Annotated in this window: 18 protein-coding genes; 7 read left to right on the top strand and 11 right to left on the bottom strand. The window is 70.1% G+C overall.

Translation table 11 applies throughout. From position 1 onward, the window contains the following. The first annotated feature begins 61 nt into the window (after window positions 1–61). The 4 genes from C3V38_RS05080 (at window position 62) to C3V38_RS05065 (ending at window position 4,359) form a co-directional block, all read left to right on the top strand. Complete coding sequence (locus C3V38_RS05080) at window positions 62–277, top strand: heavy-metal-associated domain-containing protein (RefSeq protein WP_007633030.1); 216 nt, start codon at window positions 62–64, stop codon at window positions 275–277. 7 nt (window positions 278–284) lie between these two features. Continuing rightward, window positions 285–2,714, top strand: coding sequence for a cation-translocating P-type ATPase (locus C3V38_RS05075; protein ID WP_106385202.1), 2,430 nt, complete (start codon window positions 285–287; stop codon window positions 2,712–2,714). Window positions 2,715–2,912: 198 nt separating this feature from the next. Next, on the top strand, window positions 2,913–3,179 hold the full coding sequence (locus tag C3V38_RS05070; RefSeq protein ID WP_129591166.1) for a hypothetical protein: 267 nt from the start codon (window positions 2,913–2,915) through the stop codon (window positions 3,177–3,179). Between the two features lie 250 nt (window positions 3,180–3,429). Then, window positions 3,430–4,359, top strand: a complete 930-nt coding sequence (locus C3V38_RS05065; protein ID WP_106385201.1) for a tryptophan-rich sensory protein — start codon at window positions 3,430–3,432, stop codon at window positions 4,357–4,359. Here the strand turns inward: C3V38_RS05065 and C3V38_RS05060 are convergent. From C3V38_RS05060 to C3V38_RS05030, 7 genes are all read right to left on the bottom strand, one after another. Continuing rightward, entirely contained in the window at window positions 4,356–5,012 is a 657-nt protein-coding gene (locus C3V38_RS05060) for an A24 family peptidase (RefSeq protein ID WP_007633021.1), read from the bottom strand. The genes C3V38_RS05065 and C3V38_RS05060 overlap by 4 nt on opposite strands. 1 nt (window position 5,013) lies before the next feature. Beyond that, the gene (locus C3V38_RS05055) at window positions 5,014–5,916 is read right to left on the bottom strand and encodes a type II secretion system F family protein (RefSeq protein WP_106385200.1); all 903 of its coding nucleotides are present in this window, start codon (window positions 5,914–5,916) and stop codon (window positions 5,014–5,016) included. Between the two features lie 89 nt (window positions 5,917–6,005). After that, window positions 6,006–6,950, bottom strand: coding sequence for a type II secretion system F family protein (locus C3V38_RS05050; RefSeq protein ID WP_106385199.1), 945 nt, complete (start codon window positions 6,948–6,950; stop codon window positions 6,006–6,008). After that, entirely contained in the window at window positions 6,947–8,452 is a 1,506-nt protein-coding gene (locus tag C3V38_RS05045) for a CpaF family protein (RefSeq protein ID WP_106385198.1), read from the bottom strand. Before C3V38_RS05045 ends, C3V38_RS05050 begins: the two co-directional genes overlap by 4 nt. Continuing rightward, window positions 8,449–9,681, bottom strand: coding sequence for an AAA family ATPase (locus C3V38_RS05040; protein WP_106385197.1), 1,233 nt, complete (start codon window positions 9,679–9,681; stop codon window positions 8,449–8,451). Before C3V38_RS05040 ends, C3V38_RS05045 begins: the two co-directional genes overlap by 4 nt. Next, complete coding sequence (locus tag C3V38_RS05035) at window positions 9,678–10,400, bottom strand: Flp pilus assembly protein CpaB (protein WP_106385196.1); 723 nt, start codon at window positions 10,398–10,400, stop codon at window positions 9,678–9,680. Before C3V38_RS05035 ends, C3V38_RS05040 begins: the two co-directional genes overlap by 4 nt. Before the next feature lie 10 nt (window positions 10,401–10,410). Further along, on the bottom strand, window positions 10,411–11,133 hold the full coding sequence (locus C3V38_RS05030) for a hypothetical protein (protein ID WP_217354160.1): 723 nt from the start codon (window positions 11,131–11,133) through the stop codon (window positions 10,411–10,413). A 261-nt stretch (window positions 11,134–11,394) separates the two neighbouring features. Here C3V38_RS05030 and C3V38_RS05025 point away from each other — a divergent pair, with 261 nt between their 5' ends. Further along, window positions 11,395–12,708, top strand: a complete 1,314-nt coding sequence (locus C3V38_RS05025; protein WP_106385009.1) for an ISL3 family transposase — start codon at window positions 11,395–11,397, stop codon at window positions 12,706–12,708. A 97-nt stretch (window positions 12,709–12,805) separates the two neighbouring features. On the opposite strand, the gene C3V38_RS05020 is transcribed toward C3V38_RS05025, so the two are convergent. Continuing rightward, window positions 12,806–13,195 (bottom strand): TadE/TadG family type IV pilus assembly protein, encoded by a 390-nt coding sequence (locus tag C3V38_RS05020; protein WP_106385195.1) that lies wholly within the window; start codon window positions 13,193–13,195, stop codon window positions 12,806–12,808. Window positions 13,196–13,323: 128 nt separating this feature from the next. Beyond that, the gene (locus tag C3V38_RS05015) at window positions 13,324–13,566 is read right to left on the bottom strand and encodes a Flp family type IVb pilin (protein WP_106385194.1); all 243 of its coding nucleotides are present in this window, start codon (window positions 13,564–13,566) and stop codon (window positions 13,324–13,326) included. Window positions 13,567–14,010: 444 nt separating this feature from the next. On the opposite strand from C3V38_RS05015, the gene C3V38_RS05010 reads away from it, so the two are divergent. After that, window positions 14,011–14,715 (top strand): superoxide dismutase family protein, encoded by a 705-nt coding sequence (locus C3V38_RS05010; RefSeq protein ID WP_106385193.1) that lies wholly within the window; start codon window positions 14,011–14,013, stop codon window positions 14,713–14,715. A 72-nt stretch (window positions 14,716–14,787) separates the two neighbouring features. On the opposite strand, the gene C3V38_RS05005 is transcribed toward C3V38_RS05010, so the two are convergent. After that, window positions 14,788–15,360: a peroxidase-related enzyme gene (locus C3V38_RS05005; protein ID WP_106385192.1), complete on the bottom strand. Its 573-nt coding sequence runs from the start codon at window positions 15,358–15,360 to the stop codon at window positions 14,788–14,790. Between the two features lie 101 nt (window positions 15,361–15,461). Next, window positions 15,462–15,872 carry a PPOX class F420-dependent oxidoreductase gene (locus tag C3V38_RS05000; protein ID WP_106385191.1) on the bottom strand — a complete coding sequence of 137 codons (411 nt, stop codon included), beginning with the start codon at window positions 15,870–15,872 and terminating at the stop codon, window positions 15,462–15,464. 153 nt (window positions 15,873–16,025) lie between these two features. Between C3V38_RS05000 and C3V38_RS04995 the strand changes: the two genes are divergently transcribed. Further along, window positions 16,026–17,393 carry an MFS transporter gene (locus tag C3V38_RS04995; protein ID WP_106386366.1) on the top strand — a complete coding sequence of 456 codons (1,368 nt, stop codon included), beginning with the start codon at window positions 16,026–16,028 and terminating at the stop codon, window positions 17,391–17,393. Window positions 17,394–17,486: the final 93 nt, after the last annotated feature.

The following is a 17,486-nucleotide window of genomic DNA, read 5'->3' as shown; positions in this document are numbered from 1 at the left end:
GCCGACCGATCGCGGGCCCCGACAGTCACCGCACACCCACCACCCGAACGAGGAGAACACCATGTCCGCCACTGCCACCTACACCGTCTCCGGCATGACCTGCGGCCACTGCGTCGCCTCCGTGACGGAGGAGGTCTCGGAGATCTCGGGAGTCACCGAGGTCGAAGTCGATCTGGAGTCGGGTCGCCTCGTCGTCGTCTCCTCCGATCCGGTCGATCCCGCGGCGGTCCGCGCCGCCGTGGACGAGGCCGGGTACACAGTCACAGCGCAGGAGTGAGCACACCATGACCACCACCGACAGTCGGGACACGGCGCCCTCCGCCGGGACCACCTTGGTCGAGCTGCAGATCGAGGGCATGACCTGCGCGTCGTGCGCCAACCGGATCGAGCGCAAACTCAACAAACTCGACGACGTCTCCGCCGAGGTCAACTACGCCACCGAGAAGGCGCGCGTACGGATCCCCGAGGGCCTGCAGCCGCAGCTGCTGCTCGACACCGTCGAGCAGGCCGGGTACCACGCACAATTGCCGCGGCCCCGGAACACTCAGCCCCGCACGTCCGCGCCCGGCGGGGGCGACGCGTCCGGTGCCGCGGCCGACGCCGGGCAGTCGACCGGCCACGCCGGCAACGCCACCGACGACACCGCCGCGCCCGACCGGGTCGACGAGCTGCGCCAACGCGTGATCATCTCCGCCGTCCTGTCGATCCCCGTGATCGCGATGGCCATGGTCCCAGCGCTGCAATTCACCAACTGGCAGTGGCTGTCGCTGACGCTGGCCGCCCCGGTCATCGTGTGGGGCGCGTGGCCGTTCCACCGCGCCGCCGCGATCAACCTGCGCCACGGTGCGTTCACCATGGACACGCTCGTGTCCCTGGGCACGTCCGCGGCGTTCCTCTGGTCGCTGTACGCCCTGTTCTTCGGCCACGCGGGCATGCCCGGGATGACCCACGGGTTCGAGTTCAGCCTCTCGCCCAGTGACGGCGCCGGCGACATCTACCTCGAGGCCGCGGCCGGGGTGACCACGTTCATCCTGCTGGGCCGCTACTTCGAGGCGCGGTCCAAGCGCACGGCAGGCGCCGCATTGCGGTCGCTGCTCGAGCTGGGCGCCAAGGACGTCGCCGTGCTTCGCGGGGGTGTTGATGGCGGGCGTGTGGAGACCCGCATCCCGGTGGAGGATCTGCAGGTCGACGACGAGTTCGTCGTCCGCCCCGGCGAGAAGATCGCCACCGATGGCGAGATCGTCGACGGCGCCTCCGCGGTCGACACCTCGATGGTCACCGGCGAGTCCGTGCCCGCCGAGGTCGGTCCCGGCGACGCCGTGGTGGGCGGCACCGTCAATGCCAGCGGCCGCCTGACCGTGCGCGCCACCCGCGTCGGTTCCGACACCCAGCTCGCCCAGATGGCGCAGATGGTGGAGGACGCCCAGTCCGGCAAGGCCGCCGCGCAGCGCCTCGCCGACCGCATCTCCGGGATCTTCGTCCCCGTCGTGCTGGTGCTGGCCGTGGCGACGTTCGCCTTCTGGATGCTCACCGGAGGCGGCGCCGCCCTGGCGTTCACCGCGGCCGTGGCGGTGCTCATCATCGCCTGCCCGTGTGCGCTCGGCCTGGCCACGCCGATGGCCCTGATGGTGGGCACCGGCCGCGGCGCGCAGCTAGGCATCCTCATCAAGGGCCCCGAGGTCCTGGAGTCCACACGCCGCGTCGACACCATCGTCCTGGACAAGACCGGCACTGTCACCACCGGTCAGCACGCTCTGGTCTCGACAACCGTCGCGGACGGCGAGGACCGCGCCGAGGTGCTGCGCCGCGCCGGCGCCGTGGAGGACGCCTCCGAGCACCCCATCGCCCGTGCGATCGCCGCCGGCGCGCGCGAGGCGGTCGGCGCGCTTCCGGCGGTCGAGGGCTTCCGGAACCACGAGGGCCTGGGCGTATCGGGCCGGGTAGGTGGCGGCGCCGGTGCCCGCGGTGCGGTCGGCGCGGACGCCGTGGAGGGTGTCGACGACGATGAGGTGGTCGTCGTGGGCCGGCCCGCGCTACTGGCAGAGCGGGGCATGCCGCTGCCGCAGGAGCTGGAGGTGGCCCTCGGCGAGGCCGCGCAGGCCGGCCGCACGGCGGTCGCAGTGGGCTGGGGCGGGAAGGCCCGCGGGGTTCTCGTGGTGGCCGATCAGATCAAGGACACCTCGGCTGAGGCCATTCGTCGCTTCCGCGAGCTCGGGCTCACGCCCGTCCTGCTCACGGGCGACAACGCCGCCGTGGCCGCCTCGGTGGCCGCCGAGGTCGGGATCGATCCCGGCCCGGAGACCGTCATCGCCGAGGTCATGCCCGCGGAGAAGGTCGAGGTGGTCCGCCGCCTGCAGTCCGAGGGCCGGGTCGTCGCGATGGTGGGCGACGGCGTCAACGACGCGGCCGCCCTCGCCACCGCCGACCTGGGTCTGGCGATCGGCACCGGCACGGACGCGGCGATCGAGGCCTCCGACCTCACGCTGGTCCGCGGCGATCTGCGCTCGGCGGCCGACGCGATCCGCCTGTCGCGGCGCACGCTGGGCACCATCCGGGGCAACCTGTTCTGGGCGTTCGCCTACAACGTCGCGGCGCTGCCGTTGGCCGCGGCTGGGTTGCTCAACCCGATGATCGCGGGGGCGGCGATGGCGTTCTCCTCGGTGTTCGTGGTGGCGAACAGCCTGCGCCTCCGGAGGTTCCGCGCCGCCGTCTGACCGGCTCGGCGCGGGCCCTCCCGACGCAACCCGCTCCCGGCCCAGCGCCCTCCCGGCCCAGCCCCCCTCCCGAATCCGCTACTCCGCGTCGGGATCCGCTACTCCCCCAGAGCTAGCGAATCCCCACGCGGAGTAGCGGATTTCGTGGTTGCGGATCGGACGGCGGCAGGTTCCACTGACACCGTCCCCGGCCTGCTCGTGACCTTTCCGGACACCGTCGAGTTCGAATCCCGGGGCATCGGCGCGCTGGCGGATCTCGACGGAGTGGCCACCGTCGAGGCGTCGGTGCCCGGTGCCCAGCTGATCAACGGGTGTATCGGATTCCGACAGACCGTGGAGCCGCTCATCCGGCAGATCTCCGACGAGCTGAGTCAGCTCTATCCGGACATCCACGGCGGGATCGCCACCGTGGAGGAGGCGGATGCCGCCAACGCGGCGGCCATCGGAGAGGCCTGTGGGGAATGACTCTCGGAGTGGACGCCTACCTCTCCTGGGCCCCCGCCGACATCGCGAGTGGAGACGATTGGCTCAGGGTGAAGTCGGACCTGGTGGAGGAGGCCGCGCGAGACATCCGCGAGGCTGGCGAGCGAGGAACCGCCACCATCATCGCTCCGGGCTGGCCGCGGCGACTTTCGCCTGATCAGCGCTGTGACCGGGCGGCGCGACGGGCCCGCGACCGGCTGCGAGGCGGCCGCGTGTGTGGTGTGGTGGAAACATGAGGTCCCACACGAATCCTGCGACCGATAGCCCCGTAGCGGCCGACGCGCGCGCCGCCCACCACGGTGAGCCCGGCGGGCCCCTCGATCCCGCCGGCCCGGGCGCCCTCGCCACCCCGACCGGTTGGGCGCTGCCGATCATCACCGTGCTGGGCACCGCCGCCGCGATCGTGGCCGCGTTCTTCGGCAGCGGCGCGATGGGCGGCACCCCGATCGCCGAGGCCGCCGGCGGAGTCTTGTCCGCCGACGCCACGCCGGTCGCCCCCGCCGCGTCGGCGTTCAGCATCTGGAGCGTCATCTACATCGGCCTCGCCGCGTACGCCCTGTGGCAACTCACCCCGACCGCCCGCCGCTCGGCCCGGCAGGCGGCCCTGCGGCCGTGGGCGCTGGCCTCCGTACTGCTCAACGCGGCGTGGATCTGGGCGGTCCAGCTGGAACTGATCCTGGGCTCGGTCATCGTGATCGTGCTGCTGCTGGCCGTGCTCGTGCGCATCCTGTACATCCTCGGCGCGCCGCGCATCGGCGGCATCCCGGAGGCCGTGGTCACCGACGGCACCTTCGGGCTGTACCTGGGCTGGGTGTCCGTGGCGTTCTTCGCCAACACCTTCGCGTGGCTCGCGAGCGCAGGCGTCGACGTGGTGACCAGCGTGCCGTTCGGCATCGTCGGCATCGTGGTGGCCGCGGGGGTCGGGGTGGCCACCGCGCTCATCAGCGGCGGGCGGATCCCGCCGGCGCTGGCCACCGCATGGGGCCTGGCCTGGGTCGCGTACGGCCGCGCCTCGGGCGAGCACGAGTCGGCCGCCCTGGTGTGGACCGCGGCGATCGCGTCGGTGGTCGTGGTGGTCGTGGCGCTGGGCCGGCGACTGTCGGGGCTGCGCCGGGAACGCGGTCGCGGGGCCGCCGACCGCGCGGCTCGCCGGCCCGCTTAACCCGCGAGGGCAGCTGAGCGCGCTACCCAGTAGGCGGCGCCGAGCACCGCGCCGAGGATCATCGCGGGGCCGAACGCGATGCCGCTCTTGGCGGTGACCCGCCGGGACGCGAGAAGCACGAGGGCGACGACGGCGTTGAGGGCGAACGCCGCGAGGGTGCCGGCGAGTACGGCGGGCCAGCCGAGCCAGCCGAGGAACGCCCCGAGCGCGCCCGACAGCTTGACGTCACCCAACCCGAGGCCGGACGGGTTGATCAGTGCCAGGACGAAGTAGAAGGCGAGCAGAGCGAGGGCTGCCGCGGCGGCCCGTCCGAGGCCTGCCCAGTCGTCGGTGAGCCAGGCGGACACCGCGAGCCCGGCGAACAGGACGGGGTACAGCGGCCCCACGATCGCGTCGGGGAGCCGGAACACCGCCAGATCGATCGCGATGAGCAGGCCGCACGCCACCGCGAGTGCGGCGAACGCCACCAGCTCGGCCCAGTTCGTCGCGAGCGCCGTCGCGCCGACGCCACCCGCCGCGGAGAGGAGAATGTGCAGTCCGCTGCGCAGCCAACGCGAGTCGGACTCGATGAGGCGGCGCATCCACCGGGTGAGCGCGGCGGCGGCCCCACCGCAGAGGAGGGCGCAGATCAGGGCGGTGACAGGGGTGGTCACGTCAGGAAAACGCCTCCATCATGTTGATGACGGTCGGACCGAGCAGCACGATGAACAGTACGGGCAGGATGCACACCAGCAGGGGGAAGATCACCTTCACCGGCACCTGCTGGGCCTTCTCCTCCGCCCGCTGCCGACGCTTGAGCCGCATCTCGGACGCCTGGGTGCGGAGCACGTCGGCCACGGAGATGCCGTAGGCGTCGGCCTGGATGATCGCGCGGATGAACCGGCGTAGGTCGGGCACGTCGGTGCGCAGGGCGAGCTGCTCGTAGGCGGTGCGCCGCAACTGCCCCACCTGGATCTCCTGCAGCGTGCGGATGAGCTCCTGCGCGAGCGGACCGGTGCCGTTGCGGCCGGCGCGGGCCATGGCGGCGTCGAAGCCGAGGCCGGCCTCCACGGCGATCGTCATCTGATCGAGGGTGTCGGCCAGCTCGAGCGCGATCTCGTCGTTGCGCTCCTGGCCACGACTCTGCAGGAGGAGTTCGGGCAGGAAGTAGCAGACGACCGCGGTCCCCAGCGTGAGAAGGATCAGCAGCGGCTCCGGGTTGGTCCTCAGCAGCGCCAGGCCCAGCAGCACCACGATGAGCGGCACCACGATCTTGGCCACGACCAGCCGCTGGATCGACCAGCCGCGGGGCCGCCCCGCGCGGATGGACAGCTTCTCCAGCCGGCGGACGGTGCCGACCGGAGTCAGGCGGCGGGCGACCTCGTACAGGCGGCTGCGGGAATCGTCGTCGTCGACGCCGGTCAGGTCGACCTGGGAGGCGAACCCGTCGTCGATGCCGCGGCGGAGGTTGGCGACGGTGCGCGCGCGGACGGTGTCGCGGCCCGAGAACACGGCGAAGGCCAGAAGAAACATGGACGCGGTCAGGACGAACACGGCCAGTGCGGCGGACAACGGCATCGCAGGGGCCTCCTTTCGCGGAGACGGGGCAAGAGGGGGGGGAGGGGAGGGGCGGTGGGATGGGCCCCGGGTCAGAACCGCGGCCCTGGTCAGAACCTGATGCGCACGACCTTGCTCAGCCAGATGCCGCCGATGGTGAGCATGACGACGCCGGCGGCGATCATCCCCCAGCCGAGCGGGCTCTGGGTGAGGACACCGATGTAAGAGGGGTTGGAGACGAGCAGGAAGCCGCCGATGCCGAACGGCAGTGCCATGAGGACATACGCGGAGAGCTTGCCCTCGGCGGCCAGCGCCTGGACCTGCCGCCGGATCTGGTTGCGTTCGCGGATGGTGTGGCCGACGCCGTCGAGGACCTCGGCGAGGTTGCCGCCGACCTCGCGGTTGATCGCGATGGCCTGGGTGACCCACACGAAGTCCTGGCTGCCCATCCGGTTGGCGGTCTCCTCCAGAGCGGGGGCGAGCTCGCGGCCGACGCGGGTCTCGTTGATGATCCGCGCGAACTCCTCGGAGGTGGGCTGCTCGGCTTCGCGGGCCACGGAGGCCAGCGCCTGCAGGAGGCTGTGGCCGGCGCGCAGGCTCGAGGCCATGAGCTGCAGCGAGTCGTCGAGCTGGTCGGCGAACGCCGCGCGTCGGCGGGCGGCGAGGACCTGCAGCAGCACGTATCCGCCCGCAGGGGCGAGGAGGGCGAGGAACACGCCCATCAGCGGGCCGATGACGATGAGGCCCAGCGCGAAGGCGACGATCGTGGCGACGACGACGAGGAAGACGTAGTCCTGGAGACCCATGCGAACACCGGCGCGTTCGAGCTGGCCGGCTCCCGTGGTCCCGCGGCGGCGCAGGAGGGAGTCGATCGCCTCGGTCAGCGCGGTGGCCGTGCGGTTCAGCAGGCCGGGGCCGGGGGCCTGGTCGGGCCTCCGACGCTCGCGGGGAATGTGGTTGCGGGCGGGGGCGAGCGCCAGGAAGGTGAGGACCGCGATCGCCACCGTGACGGCCGCGAGCCCGAACGCGGCGGGGGAGAACAGCGACGCGGTCATCGGATGGCTCCCGCTCCGTCGGTGGTGGCCCCGAACACGCGGGGGGACAGGGTGATGCCGAGTTCGGCGAACCGGTCGGTGAACCGCGGGCGGACCCCGGTGGCGACGGGCTTACCGAGGAACTTCCCGTCGGGTCCCACGCCGGCGGAGTAGTCGAAGAGGAACGCGTCCTGCAGGGTGACCGTCTGGCCCTCCATGCCCTGGACCTCGGTGACGGCGGTGATGCGGCGGGTGCCGTCGCGCAGGCGGGTGAGCTGGATGATGACGTCGACGGCGGAGGCGATCTGCTCCCGGATGGCGCGGAGCGGGAGGTCCATGCCCGCCATGAGCACGAGCGTCTCGAGGCGGGCGATGGCGTCACGTGGCGAATTGGAGTGAACGGTGGAGAGTGAGCCGTCGTGGCCGGTGTTCATCGCCTGGAGCATGTCGAGGGTCTCGCCGCCGCGGACCTCGCCCACCACGATCCGGTCGGGACGCATACGCAGCGAGTTGCGGACGAGCTCGCGGATGGTGATCTCACCGCGGCCCTCGATGTTCGCGGGCCGGGACTCGAGCCGGACCACGTGGTCCTGCTGTAGCTGCAGCTCGACGGCGTCCTCGATGGTGACGATCCGCTCGCCCTCGGGGATGAACGAGGACAGCACGTTGAGCAGGGTGGTCTTACCGGAGCCGGTGCCGCCGGAGACGATGATGTTGAGTCGAGCCTGCACACACGCCTGCAGGACCTCGGCCATCTCCGGGGTAAGCGTTCCGAAGCGGATGAGGTCGTGGACCTGGAAGGGGTCCTTGGAGAACTTACGGATGGTCAGCGACGACCCGTTCACCGCGAGCGGCGGGATCACCGCGTTGACGCGGGAGCCGTCCGCGAGCCGGGCGTCGACCAGCGGGGACGACTCGTCGACGCGGCGACCGATGCGGGAGACGATCCGCTCGATCACCTGCCGCAGGTGGTCCTCGGAGGTGAACCGCGAGGGGTGACGGGTGAGCTGACCGGCGCGCTCGACGAAGATCATGTCCGGCCCGTTGACCATGATCTCGGTAATGTCCGGGTCGTCGAGCAGCTTCTCGAGCGGGCCGTGGCCGAGGACGTCGGCCTGGACGTCGGAGATGAGGCGCTGCCGCTGGTCGCCGGTCAGGGGAACGGTCTCGTCCTCGACGACCTTGTTGAGCTCGGCCCGCACCATGGTGTGGAGCTGGTCCTCGGTGAGCGAGGGGTTGTTCAGACGCGCACCGATACGCTCGAACAACGCGGTGGCCGCGCGTTCTTTGAGGGCGATCAACGGATCGGCCGTGGGGTCGTCGGCCGGAGGCCCGCCCGCGGTCGCGGGAGTCTGCGGACCGCCCGCGGCGGCCGGCTTCGTCGTCGTCGCCGTCGGGGTCACCACGGACGACGCCGAGCCCGGCGCGGCGGGGGATGGCGCGGCGGTGTCGGCCGGAGGTGCCGCATCGAGGGTGGCGCCGGTGGTGGCGCGCGCGGCGCGGAGGCGTTCGGACAGGCTCATGCCTTCACCCGCTTCCTGCGGAGACGGTGGCGGCCACCCACGGTGACGGGCGCGGCGGTCGGGGCCGGGCGCATGGGTGCCGGCGTGAAGCGGTCGACGAGTTTGCGCAGTTGCTTGGTCATCGGGTCGCGGGTGTCGCTCTGCAGGAGCGGCAGGCCCTGATTGACGGAGACGGGCACGGCCTTGCTGCGGGGCAGGACCAGGTCGAGGCTCGCGCCGATGGTCGCTTCCGCGTCGGCCTTGGTCAGGCCACTGCGCGGGTCGGCGAAGTTGACCAGGATGTGGCGCTTGTCGACGGCGATGGCCAGGTCGCGCAGGACGGTCATCTCCTTGCGCAGGCCGCGCACGCCCGGCACATCGAGGCTCGTCATGAGGACCAGCTCGTCGGCCTGGTCGATCGCGGCGAGCGCGTGGTCGTCGAGGCCCGGGGCGGTGTCCACCACGACGTAGCGGAACTCCGAGGCCAGTGTCTGCAGCAGGCGGGCCACGTCGGCGGAGGTGACGTCGTCGGCCTCGGCGGGGGAGGCCGGCGCGCACACGGTGTAGAGGCCGGTCTGGTGCTGGGTGAGGAAGGTCTTGAGCACCATCGAGTCCTGCACGGCCGGGCCGCGGACCACGTCGAGAAGCGTGTGCTCGGGATCGAGGTTGAGGGCGCTGGCCACGTCGCCGAACTGCACGTCCAGGTCGACGAGCACCGTCGAGTGCGGCGCGGAGCGGGCCAGGCCGACGGCGAGGTTGGTGGCGACCGTCGTCTTGCCGACGCCGCCCTTGGGGGAGACGACGCTGATGACGCGGCCGCGGGAGTCCCCGTTGCCGCTGCCGGCGCCGTCGGCGAGGTTCTGCGGGGCCGAGGCGGCGGCGACCTGGGTCGCGCGCCGCAGGATCTCGGCGAACTCGGGGACCTCGGCCTCGGGGTGCACGACGTCGCACGCCCCGGCCCGCAGCGCGGATAGGGCGAGGGCGTCGGGCTGGTCGGTCACCAACACCACCGCCATGCCCGGACATTCGGCGGACAGTCTCGACGAGAGCCCAAGCGCGTCGTCGAGCCCCGTGGAGGTGTCGATCACCACGACCTGCGGGATCGGCGCGCCCGCGCCCAGTCGCTGGAACAGCTGCGGGGGACCTGCCGGCAGCGCGGTGCCGGCGATGACCGAGACGGGCGCGCCGGCCGCGGTGGCGACCTTTCCGCGTAGGTCGGCGGAGTCGGAGGCGATCAGTATGCGGCTCATCGGTAAAAGTCCATGTAGTTGGCCCGCGGGGTGCCGTCCTGGGGGACGGTTTCATCTTCGAGGGAAAGCCAGATGGTCCCGTGCTCGGCGGCGTTGACGACGTCAACAGACTGGCCGGTGGTGAGTGCCATGGTGATTAGCGCGCCCCCCTCGGGCTCGGGAGCCGCGTCCGGGTCCTCAACACCTTCGTCCGGCTGGGAGGCGCCGAGCCCACCCTGGACTCGAGTGACGAGAATCTTCCGTAGGATTAGCCGGGTCGCTCCGTTGCCGTTAGTCACAAAGATGCCCACGGTGTCGCCGGGTGTGACGGTGCCGCCAACGACGCGGGCGGCGTCGAGCGGGATAGTCACTTGGTGGTATCCGTCGGGGACCGGGATACCGCCGAACCGCTCTAGCGACTGCCGGGTGACGAACCGGGCGTTCAAGACCTGCTCGCCCGGCTGTAGGTTGGTGACGGCTACCCGGCCCGCAACTTCCGCGATCGACTGGACGGGGTTCGGGCCGACGGCGGCTCGGGGCAGCCGTTGGGTGGTGACCGATTCGGCGATCTCCTCTGCCGGCGTTCCTTGAGCGATGGGTGCGGACACTACCAAGACCTCGACGGGGTCCATGTCGGCCATCGCGCGGCTGTCGGCGTTGTTCACGTAGCTGACGAGCAACACCGCGCCGAGGATCGCGAGCACCCCGGCCGCAATAGCCGAGACGAGACGTCGGTTCATTGGTCTCTCACTAGTCAGGTAGTAGGTAGACGGCGGATGTGCCGAGGTTTGGGGCGTCCGGGCCGTAGGTGAAGTCGGGGTCCGTGTTCACCATCGAGGTGAAGTAGCCGCGGATGCAGCGTTGGTTCTTGTCGCACGGCGGGTTCCAGCTCTGGCCGGAGAAGTAGTACCCGGTGACGTGGAAAGCCGCGTACCCGTAGACCTCGTACCAGGCGCCCCTGCCGTTGCCGCCGGAGCTGGTGAGGTCAGCCTCGTCGAAGAGCGGGATGAGGATGGTCTTCCCGCGGATCGTCGAGAGGTCGCATTGCTTCGGGGTGTTTCCGGGTTCGCTGTACGCCTTCGTGTTGATGTTGGTGGTGGTGAAACAGCTCTTCTTCGCGTCGGTCTCCAGCCAGCCGAAACCGCCGGGGACGATCGTCGGTGAGTTCCCTCCCGCGCCCGAGCACGTGCCGGCGGGCGTGGTGACGATCGTTTGTTCCACTCCTGTCGGGATCCCGCCGACCGAGAACTTGTTGAAGTCGCAGAGCGAGATGATGAGGGGCAGCGCCGCGGTGCCGCCTGTCGGCCCGCCCCATCCCGCACTGGATGTGGTGGTGAGCGCGGTGCTGTCGACACCGAGAACGGGAGCGAACCAGTGTTCGCGCACCGCCGAGTTGTGGACGGTCACCCTCCCGGTGGAGGCGGAGGGGACCGCGGGCACAGTGGCGACAGCCTCGCCCGAGTTGCTGTTCAACGTGGCGAAGTCCTGAGCGGTGGCACGTGGGGACCCGCAGGCTTTCCGTGCACAGTCCTGGGCTATCGCCAGGGCTGCCGCGTCGGCCCCGATCTGAAGCTGTTGCTTCACGGCGTGTGTCGCAGCGATATCGGGCCCTTCCGGATTTAGAGTGCGTAGCTGGGGTTCGCCGGTGATGCGGTGAGGCACAAGATGTAGGGGTCCTGGGGCGTGTGAAGATGCAAGTTCCTACACCAGCACTTCGCATCCCCAGGACCCGCTTTGAACGCTACCGCCAGCCTGCTTGCCGACACCATCTGCCGCACCGTCGAGCTCGGGGTGACCATCACTGACGCCGCTGTGGCCGACGAGCTCACGCACCTGTTCTGCGCCCCGGTCACACTCGACCCGATCTGCCCCGGGTGCGGGATGGCGGGGCGCCTGCGAGACCACGTCCAGCGGAAGGTCACGGATCTACCGATCGTCGGGCACCCGACCAGGCTGCATGTGCGGGTACCGCGCTTCACCTGCGACAACGATGACTGCGGCACGAGGATTTTCCAGCAGCGGATGCCGGCGTTGGCTGAGCCGCGGGCCAAGACCACCCGCCGCTGCAGCCGCTGGATCCTGCAGCGCTTGGCGATCGACCGCACCAGCGTGTCCGCGGTGGCCAAGGCCCTCGGGCTGGGCTGGGATCTCGTCAACGACCTGGCGGTCTCGAAGATCCGCTCCATGGTCTACGAGCAGCCCGGACACTTCGACGGCGTCCGCGTTCTCGGAGTCGATGAGCACAAATGGAAGCACGTGCGCGGCGACGGCAGCAGCTCATTCGCCACCGTCTTGGTGGACCTGACCCCGGTCGTGGACGGCACCGGCCCGTCCCGCCTGTTGGACATGGTCCCGGGCCGTTCAGCGAAGGTGCTCGCCGACTGGCTCGACGCCCGTGACCAGGCGTTCCGGGACCGCATCAAGGTGGTCACGATGGACGGGTTCGCCGGCTACCACACCGCCGCCGCCAGCGCGGTGCCCGCTGCCCGGACGGTGATGGACCCGTTCCACGTCGTGCACCTTGCCGCCGACAAGCTCACCGTGTGCCGCCAACGCATCCAGCAGGCCACCACCGGGCACCGGGGCCGCACCGGCGACCCGCTGTACGGCATCCGCCGCACCCTGCGTACCCGCGCTGACCTGCTGACCGACAAGCAGAAGATGCGCCTGTTCCAAGCGTTCACCGCCCATGATGCACACGCGGCGGTGGAGGTCACCTACGGCGTCTACCAGCGACTCATCGCCGCCTACGAGGCCTCGGGCAAGCGGGAGGGCAAGATCGCGATGTACAAGCTCCTGCGCTCCATCCGGGCCGGTGTACCGAAAGAACTCCCCGAGCTGGCCCAACTTGGCCGGTCACTGTGGAAGCGGCACCGCGAGATCCTCGCCTACTTCGACGTGGACGCCTCCAACGGCCCCGTCGAGGCCATCAACGGGCGCCTCGAGCACCTCCGCGGAATCGCCCTGGGCTTCCGAAACCTCAAGCACTACATCTTGCGGTCACTGATCCACTCCGGACAGCTCCAGAATCGGATCAACGCACTCTAAATCCGGAAGGGCCCGATATCGAGGGAGATCGCCGCGAAACCCATGAGGGGCACCATGAGGATCGCGACGATGACGGCGACCGCGCCCCGGTCATCCTTCAGCCGAAGCATCGCATGGTCCCCCTGCCGGTGAGGGTGAAGTCATCGAGGGAGAGAAAGCCGGAGACCAGCGTGAACGGGTAGGAGATGGTTACCGACACCTGGCCGGGGGCGGTGGTGTCTGATGCGCATCGAGTAGGGGTGACGTCGATCATCGAGTCGGTGAGGGGGAGACCTGGCGCGGAGTCTTTGGCCGTTGTACGTGCAGCTGTGGCACTGTCCTGCAATGCCATCACCCGGACGCCATCGCGCGCGGCATTGGAGAGGGTGGTTTGCACGTGGTATGCCCGGCCGAATTCGAGAATGCCGATTACCAGGAGAAGAAGAATCGGCAGAATAAGCGCGAACTCGACCGCTGCAGCTCCGCGGTCACGTGAGGGCGTGAACATTGCGGCGCCTGTCGAGCGAGGGACGAGACGGTTGGGAAGTGAAGGGACTGTTCGGTCCGGGTAGGAACACTCGCCGGACTCCGGCGCAGCGCTCGCGAGGAGCGCCGCGCCGGACTGCATTAGAAGGGTCAGCCCTGGCCGTCGCCAGCGGCAGCGCCGGCGCCAGCCGGATTGCCAACGTCCTCAGCGACGCCACTGAATAGGTCACTGAGGTTGTCGCCGAGGAGGAACACCGTCGCGATGATTGCCACGGCGATCAGCCCGACCATCAGGCCGTACTCGACGGCGGTCGCGCCGCGGTCCTTGCGATTGTCCAGGCGATCGGAGAAGAAGGCCTGGAGGGTGGCGAGAGCGTAGAACGCCTGGTTCATGATGAACCCTTTCTAGAGGGGGATTGAGCCCGTGGGCCCGAGGGGGAGGGGCGCCCCGCGGAGGGCCAGAGGGAATCTGTGCGGGGACTGAGAAGAGTATGCATCCCCCTCTCAGGTTCTGCAAGTCTTCCGACAAGTTTGCGTAACGAACATCACGCAGGGTCACAACTGGCGGATGGGCGCTTCGCACTGATCGTCAAAGTTGTTGCAGGCCAGCGTCTCTAACTGGGCGAGACGAGTCGGCCGCGGAAGCTGCAGGGCGAATGTCCGATTCGTCCGCTGGCAGATCAACAAAACGCCAGGTCAGCTAGGCGAGAACGGGCTTACTTTGTGCTAACGCGTCACGGTTGCGTTGCTGGGCCGAGAATCGCTGTCGCGCAAGGCGGTTGCAGCGACGGTGCCTCTCGGTACCGTGATGCACACGACGCCGTCCGAGGAGGTTCCATGACCGAACGCACCGTGTCCATTGCCCGACTTTCGCGCAAGAAAATGCCACTCGCCGCCCTCGGTGCATCCGTGCTCCTGCTCGCGTCATGCGGCACCGGGGAGGATTCGCCGGCGGCTCAGGGCGATGTCGAGCCCCAAGAGACCGCGACGACAACCGTGACCGAAGGCGGCGCGGATGGAGGCACCGGCGGTGACGAGGTCTTCGCGGTTGCCGAACTGGTCAACCCTGAGGGCGAGGCCCGCGGTACGGCGGAGTTCGCCGAGGCCGGCGGCGGGACGCTCGTCACCGTCGACGCCACCGACCTGACGCCCGGGTTCCACGGCCTCCACATCCATGGCATCGGGCTCTGCGAGCCTGACAGTGAGAACCCCAACGAGCCGGGCGAGCGCGGAGCCTTCCTGTCCGCAGGCGGTCACCTCGCCGGCCCCGACGGCGAAGCGGGCCACCCCGAACACGCCGGCGACCTCCCACCGCTCTTCGTGACCGAGGACGGGACGGCCCGCATCATGACGCTGACCGACCGACTCGACAGAGACCTGCTCCTGGACGACGACGGCTCGGCCGTGATGATCCACGAGAACTCCGACAATCTCGCCAACATCCCCGAGCGCTACGCGCCCGAAGGACCCGACGAGGAGACCCGCAACGCCGGCGACGGTGGCAGCCGCGTCGCCTGCGGCGTGGTGAGCGAGCAGAACTGATCGGCTGGAGCTCAGCTGCCCGTGCGCCGGCGACCGTCCCGCGGTCACCGGCGCACGGTCCCCGGCGAGCGACTACTTCTGCCGCGGCACCCGGCCCATGAGGTAGAACTCCGGGTTCGGACGCATGTCCGTGGCGTTGGCGAGTCGATTGCTCAGCCCGAACAGCCCGGTGATCGCGGCGATGTCCCACGCGTCCTCGTCGTCCAAGCCGTGCTCGTGCAGGGCGGCGAAGTCGGCGTCGCACAGCTCGTCCGAGCGCAGGTTGACCTTGGTGGCGAAGTCGCAGATCGCCCGCTCCCGAGGGGTCAGATCAGCCTTGCGGTAGTTCACCGCCAGCTGGTCGGCGATCTGCGGAGCCTTCTTGACGATCCGGAGGATTGCCCCGTGGGCTACCACGCAGAACAGGCAGTTGTTCTGCCCGGAGATGGTCACCACGATCATCTCCTTGTCCGCCTTGGACAGGTTGCCCTCGCGCTCCATGAGAGCGTCGTGATAGGCGAAGAACGCCCGCGACTCGGCGGGCCGCCGCCCGAACATCAGGAACACCTCGGGGACGAATCCCGCTTTCTCCTGCTCGGCGAGGATGCGCTCGCGCAGGTCATCGGGCAGATCGGCGAGTTCGGCGAGGGGATAGCGATCCGACATGAGGGCCTCCGGGTCGAGGGGCGTGAGTGGCCTCAGCGTAGGACGGCCACGCCCTCGTCGCGGGCGATGCGGCAGTCCTGCCCCCGCGGGCCCCCGGCGCGTCAGTTGTCGAGGAGCCGGCCCCAGACGTGGACGTGCTCGATCTCCACCCACGCGTCCACGCGCGGCCGGTCGCGGGTGGGGTAGGACTCGCCGGTGTAGTGGCGGGCGAGGGCGTCGATGCCGGACAGGTCCGGGTCGTCGGCGATCTCGGTGACCCGCCCCTGGATGCTCGCATGGGTGTACCAGTCGCCCGACGCGATGACCGAGAGCGCCACCCGCGGATCGCGGCGGATGTGCTGCAACCGAACCCGGCCGGCGTCCAGGTTGAGGTGGATCCGGTCGCCGTCGACCAGTCGGTACCACGTGGGCACCGTCACCGGCGAGCCGTCCTTGCGCAGCGTCGCCATCACACACGGGTTGGGCTCGAGGAGCAGGTCGCGGACATCGTCATCCAGGGGCGTGGCGCTCATACCAGAGAAGTGTGCTGCGTTTCCTCCCGGCTCTCCACCGGTCCGGGCCGCCCGGCCGCCTAAGAGCGTTGTCGCGACCGCCGCTGGGATCCGGGGATTGTTCAGTCCGGGAGGCTCTCTGACACGCCCGGCGTGGCAAGTAGCGTGGCCGACATGACGACCCGCACGGAGCGCCTCGACGGTCTGCCGTTCACCCGCAAGCACCGCAGACTGCTGTTCGGTTCGGGCATCGGCTGGGCGCTCGACGCGATGGACGTGGGGTTGATCTCCTTCGTCATGGCGGCACTTGCCGTCCACTGGTCGCTCACGCCCACCGAGCTGTCGTGGATCGGGTCCATCGGCTTCGTCGGCATGGCCCTGGGCGCCGCATTCGGCGGGCTGCTCGCGGACAGGATCGGCCGCCGGCAGGTTTTCGCCGCGACGCTGCTGGTCTACGGGCTGGCGACCGGGGCGGCGGCGCTGTCGACAGGCGTGGCGATGCTCATCGTCCTGCGGTTCGTCGTGGGGCTGGGCCTGGGCGCGGAGCTGCCCGTGGCGTCGACGCTGGTCAGCGAGTTCGCACCGCGTCGGATCCGAGGCCGGGTGGTGGTGATCCTCGAGGGGTTCTGGGCGGTCGGCTGGATCATGGCCGCGCTCATCGGCTACTTCGTGGTGCCCATCGGCGACGACGGATGGCGCTGGGCGCTCGCCGTGGGCCTGGTCCCGGCCGCGTACGCACTGGTCGTGCGCTTCGGCCTGCCCGAGTCGGTGCGCTACCTCGAGTCGCGGGGCCGCGGCGACGAGGCCGAGCGGATCGTCCGCGAGTACGAGGCCTCTGCGGGTGTCACGCCCCCGCCCGCCGCCGCGGCTGGCGTCCCCACGACCGGTCGGTCTGACGCCGAGGCCGCCGCGACCGCGCCGGAGGCCGCACCCGCCGCGCCTGCCGAGTCGGGCGAGTCGATCTGGTCCCCGCGCCTGCGTCGCCGCACCGCCGCGTTGTGGATCGTGTGGTTTGGCATCAACTTCAGTTACTACGGCGCCTTCATCTGGCTGCCCAGCCTGCTCGTCTCGCAGGGCTTCGACCTGGTCAAGTCGTTCGGCTACACGCTCATCATCACGCTCGCCCAGCTGCCGGGTTACGCAGTGGCCGCCTGGCTCATCGAGGTCTGGGGGCGGCGGGTCACGCTTGCGGTGTTCCTCGTCGGCTCGGCGGCGTCGGCGGGCCTGTTCGGCCTGGCGAACTCCCCGGCCACGATCATCGCCGCCGGCATGGCGCTGTCGTTCTTCAACCTCGGCGCGTGGGGCGCCCTCTATGCGATCGGCCCCGAGCTCTACCCGACCGCCACCCGCGGGTCCGGCACCGGCGCCGCGGCGGCGTTCGGGCGGATCGCCTCCATCATCGCGCCACTGCTCGTCCCGTTCCTGCTCGATCTGGGCGACACGGTGATGGTCTTCGGTGTGTTCGCGGCGGCCTTCGTCGTCGCCGCCCTGGCCGCCTTCACCCTCCCCGAGCGCAAGGGCGTCGCCCTCGAGGACACCTGACCCCGTGCCGGGTCACGGCGCGCCGCGCGGTCACCCGCTGTCGTCGAGAAGACAGTTTCGCCCGTATCGGCCGAGTGGCCTTGTGCCGAACTG

This window comes from Dietzia sp. oral taxon 368, from assembly GCF_002999155.1.
Taxonomy (GTDB): Bacteria; Actinomycetota; Actinomycetes; order Mycobacteriales; family Mycobacteriaceae; genus Dietzia; species Dietzia cinnamea.
Note: the sequence above shows the minus strand (reverse complement) of the source record. Positions and strands in the feature narration are given on the sequence as shown.

Coding starts and splice junctions, on each gene's coding strand:
- C3V38_RS05010 (WP_106385193.1), top strand. CDS start 14,011: ATGACCGAACGCACCGTGTCCATTGCCCGACTTTCGCGCAAGAAAATG.
- C3V38_RS05020 (WP_106385195.1), bottom strand. CDS start 13,195: ATGTTCACGCCCTCACGTGACCGCGGAGCTGCAGCGGTCGAGTTCGCG.
- C3V38_RS05000 (WP_106385191.1), bottom strand. CDS start 15,872: ATGAGCGCCACGCCCCTGGATGACGATGTCCGCGACCTGCTCCTCGAG.
- C3V38_RS05040 (WP_106385197.1), bottom strand. CDS start 9,681: ATGAGCCGCATACTGATCGCCTCCGACTCCGCCGACCTACGCGGAAAG.
- C3V38_RS05015 (WP_106385194.1), bottom strand. CDS start 13,566: ATGAACCAGGCGTTCTACGCTCTCGCCACCCTCCAGGCCTTCTTCTCC.
- C3V38_RS05050 (WP_106385199.1), bottom strand. CDS start 6,950: ATGACCGCGTCGCTGTTCTCCCCCGCCGCGTTCGGGCTCGCGGCCGTC.
- C3V38_RS05075 (WP_106385202.1), top strand. CDS start 285: ATGACCACCACCGACAGTCGGGACACGGCGCCCTCCGCCGGGACCACC.
- C3V38_RS05080 (WP_007633030.1), top strand. CDS start 62: ATGTCCGCCACTGCCACCTACACCGTCTCCGGCATGACCTGCGGCCAC.
- C3V38_RS04995 (WP_106386366.1), top strand. CDS start 16,026: ATGACGACCCGCACGGAGCGCCTCGACGGTCTGCCGTTCACCCGCAAG.
- C3V38_RS05065 (WP_106385201.1), top strand. CDS start 3,430: ATGAGGTCCCACACGAATCCTGCGACCGATAGCCCCGTAGCGGCCGAC.
- C3V38_RS05035 (WP_106385196.1), bottom strand. CDS start 10,400: ATGAACCGACGTCTCGTCTCGGCTATTGCGGCCGGGGTGCTCGCGATC.
- C3V38_RS05055 (WP_106385200.1), bottom strand. CDS start 5,916: ATGCCGTTGTCCGCCGCACTGGCCGTGTTCGTCCTGACCGCGTCCATG.
- C3V38_RS05005 (WP_106385192.1), bottom strand. CDS start 15,360: ATGTCGGATCGCTATCCCCTCGCCGAACTCGCCGATCTGCCCGATGAC.
- C3V38_RS05045 (WP_106385198.1), bottom strand. CDS start 8,452: ATGAGCCTGTCCGAACGCCTCCGCGCCGCGCGCGCCACCACCGGCGCC.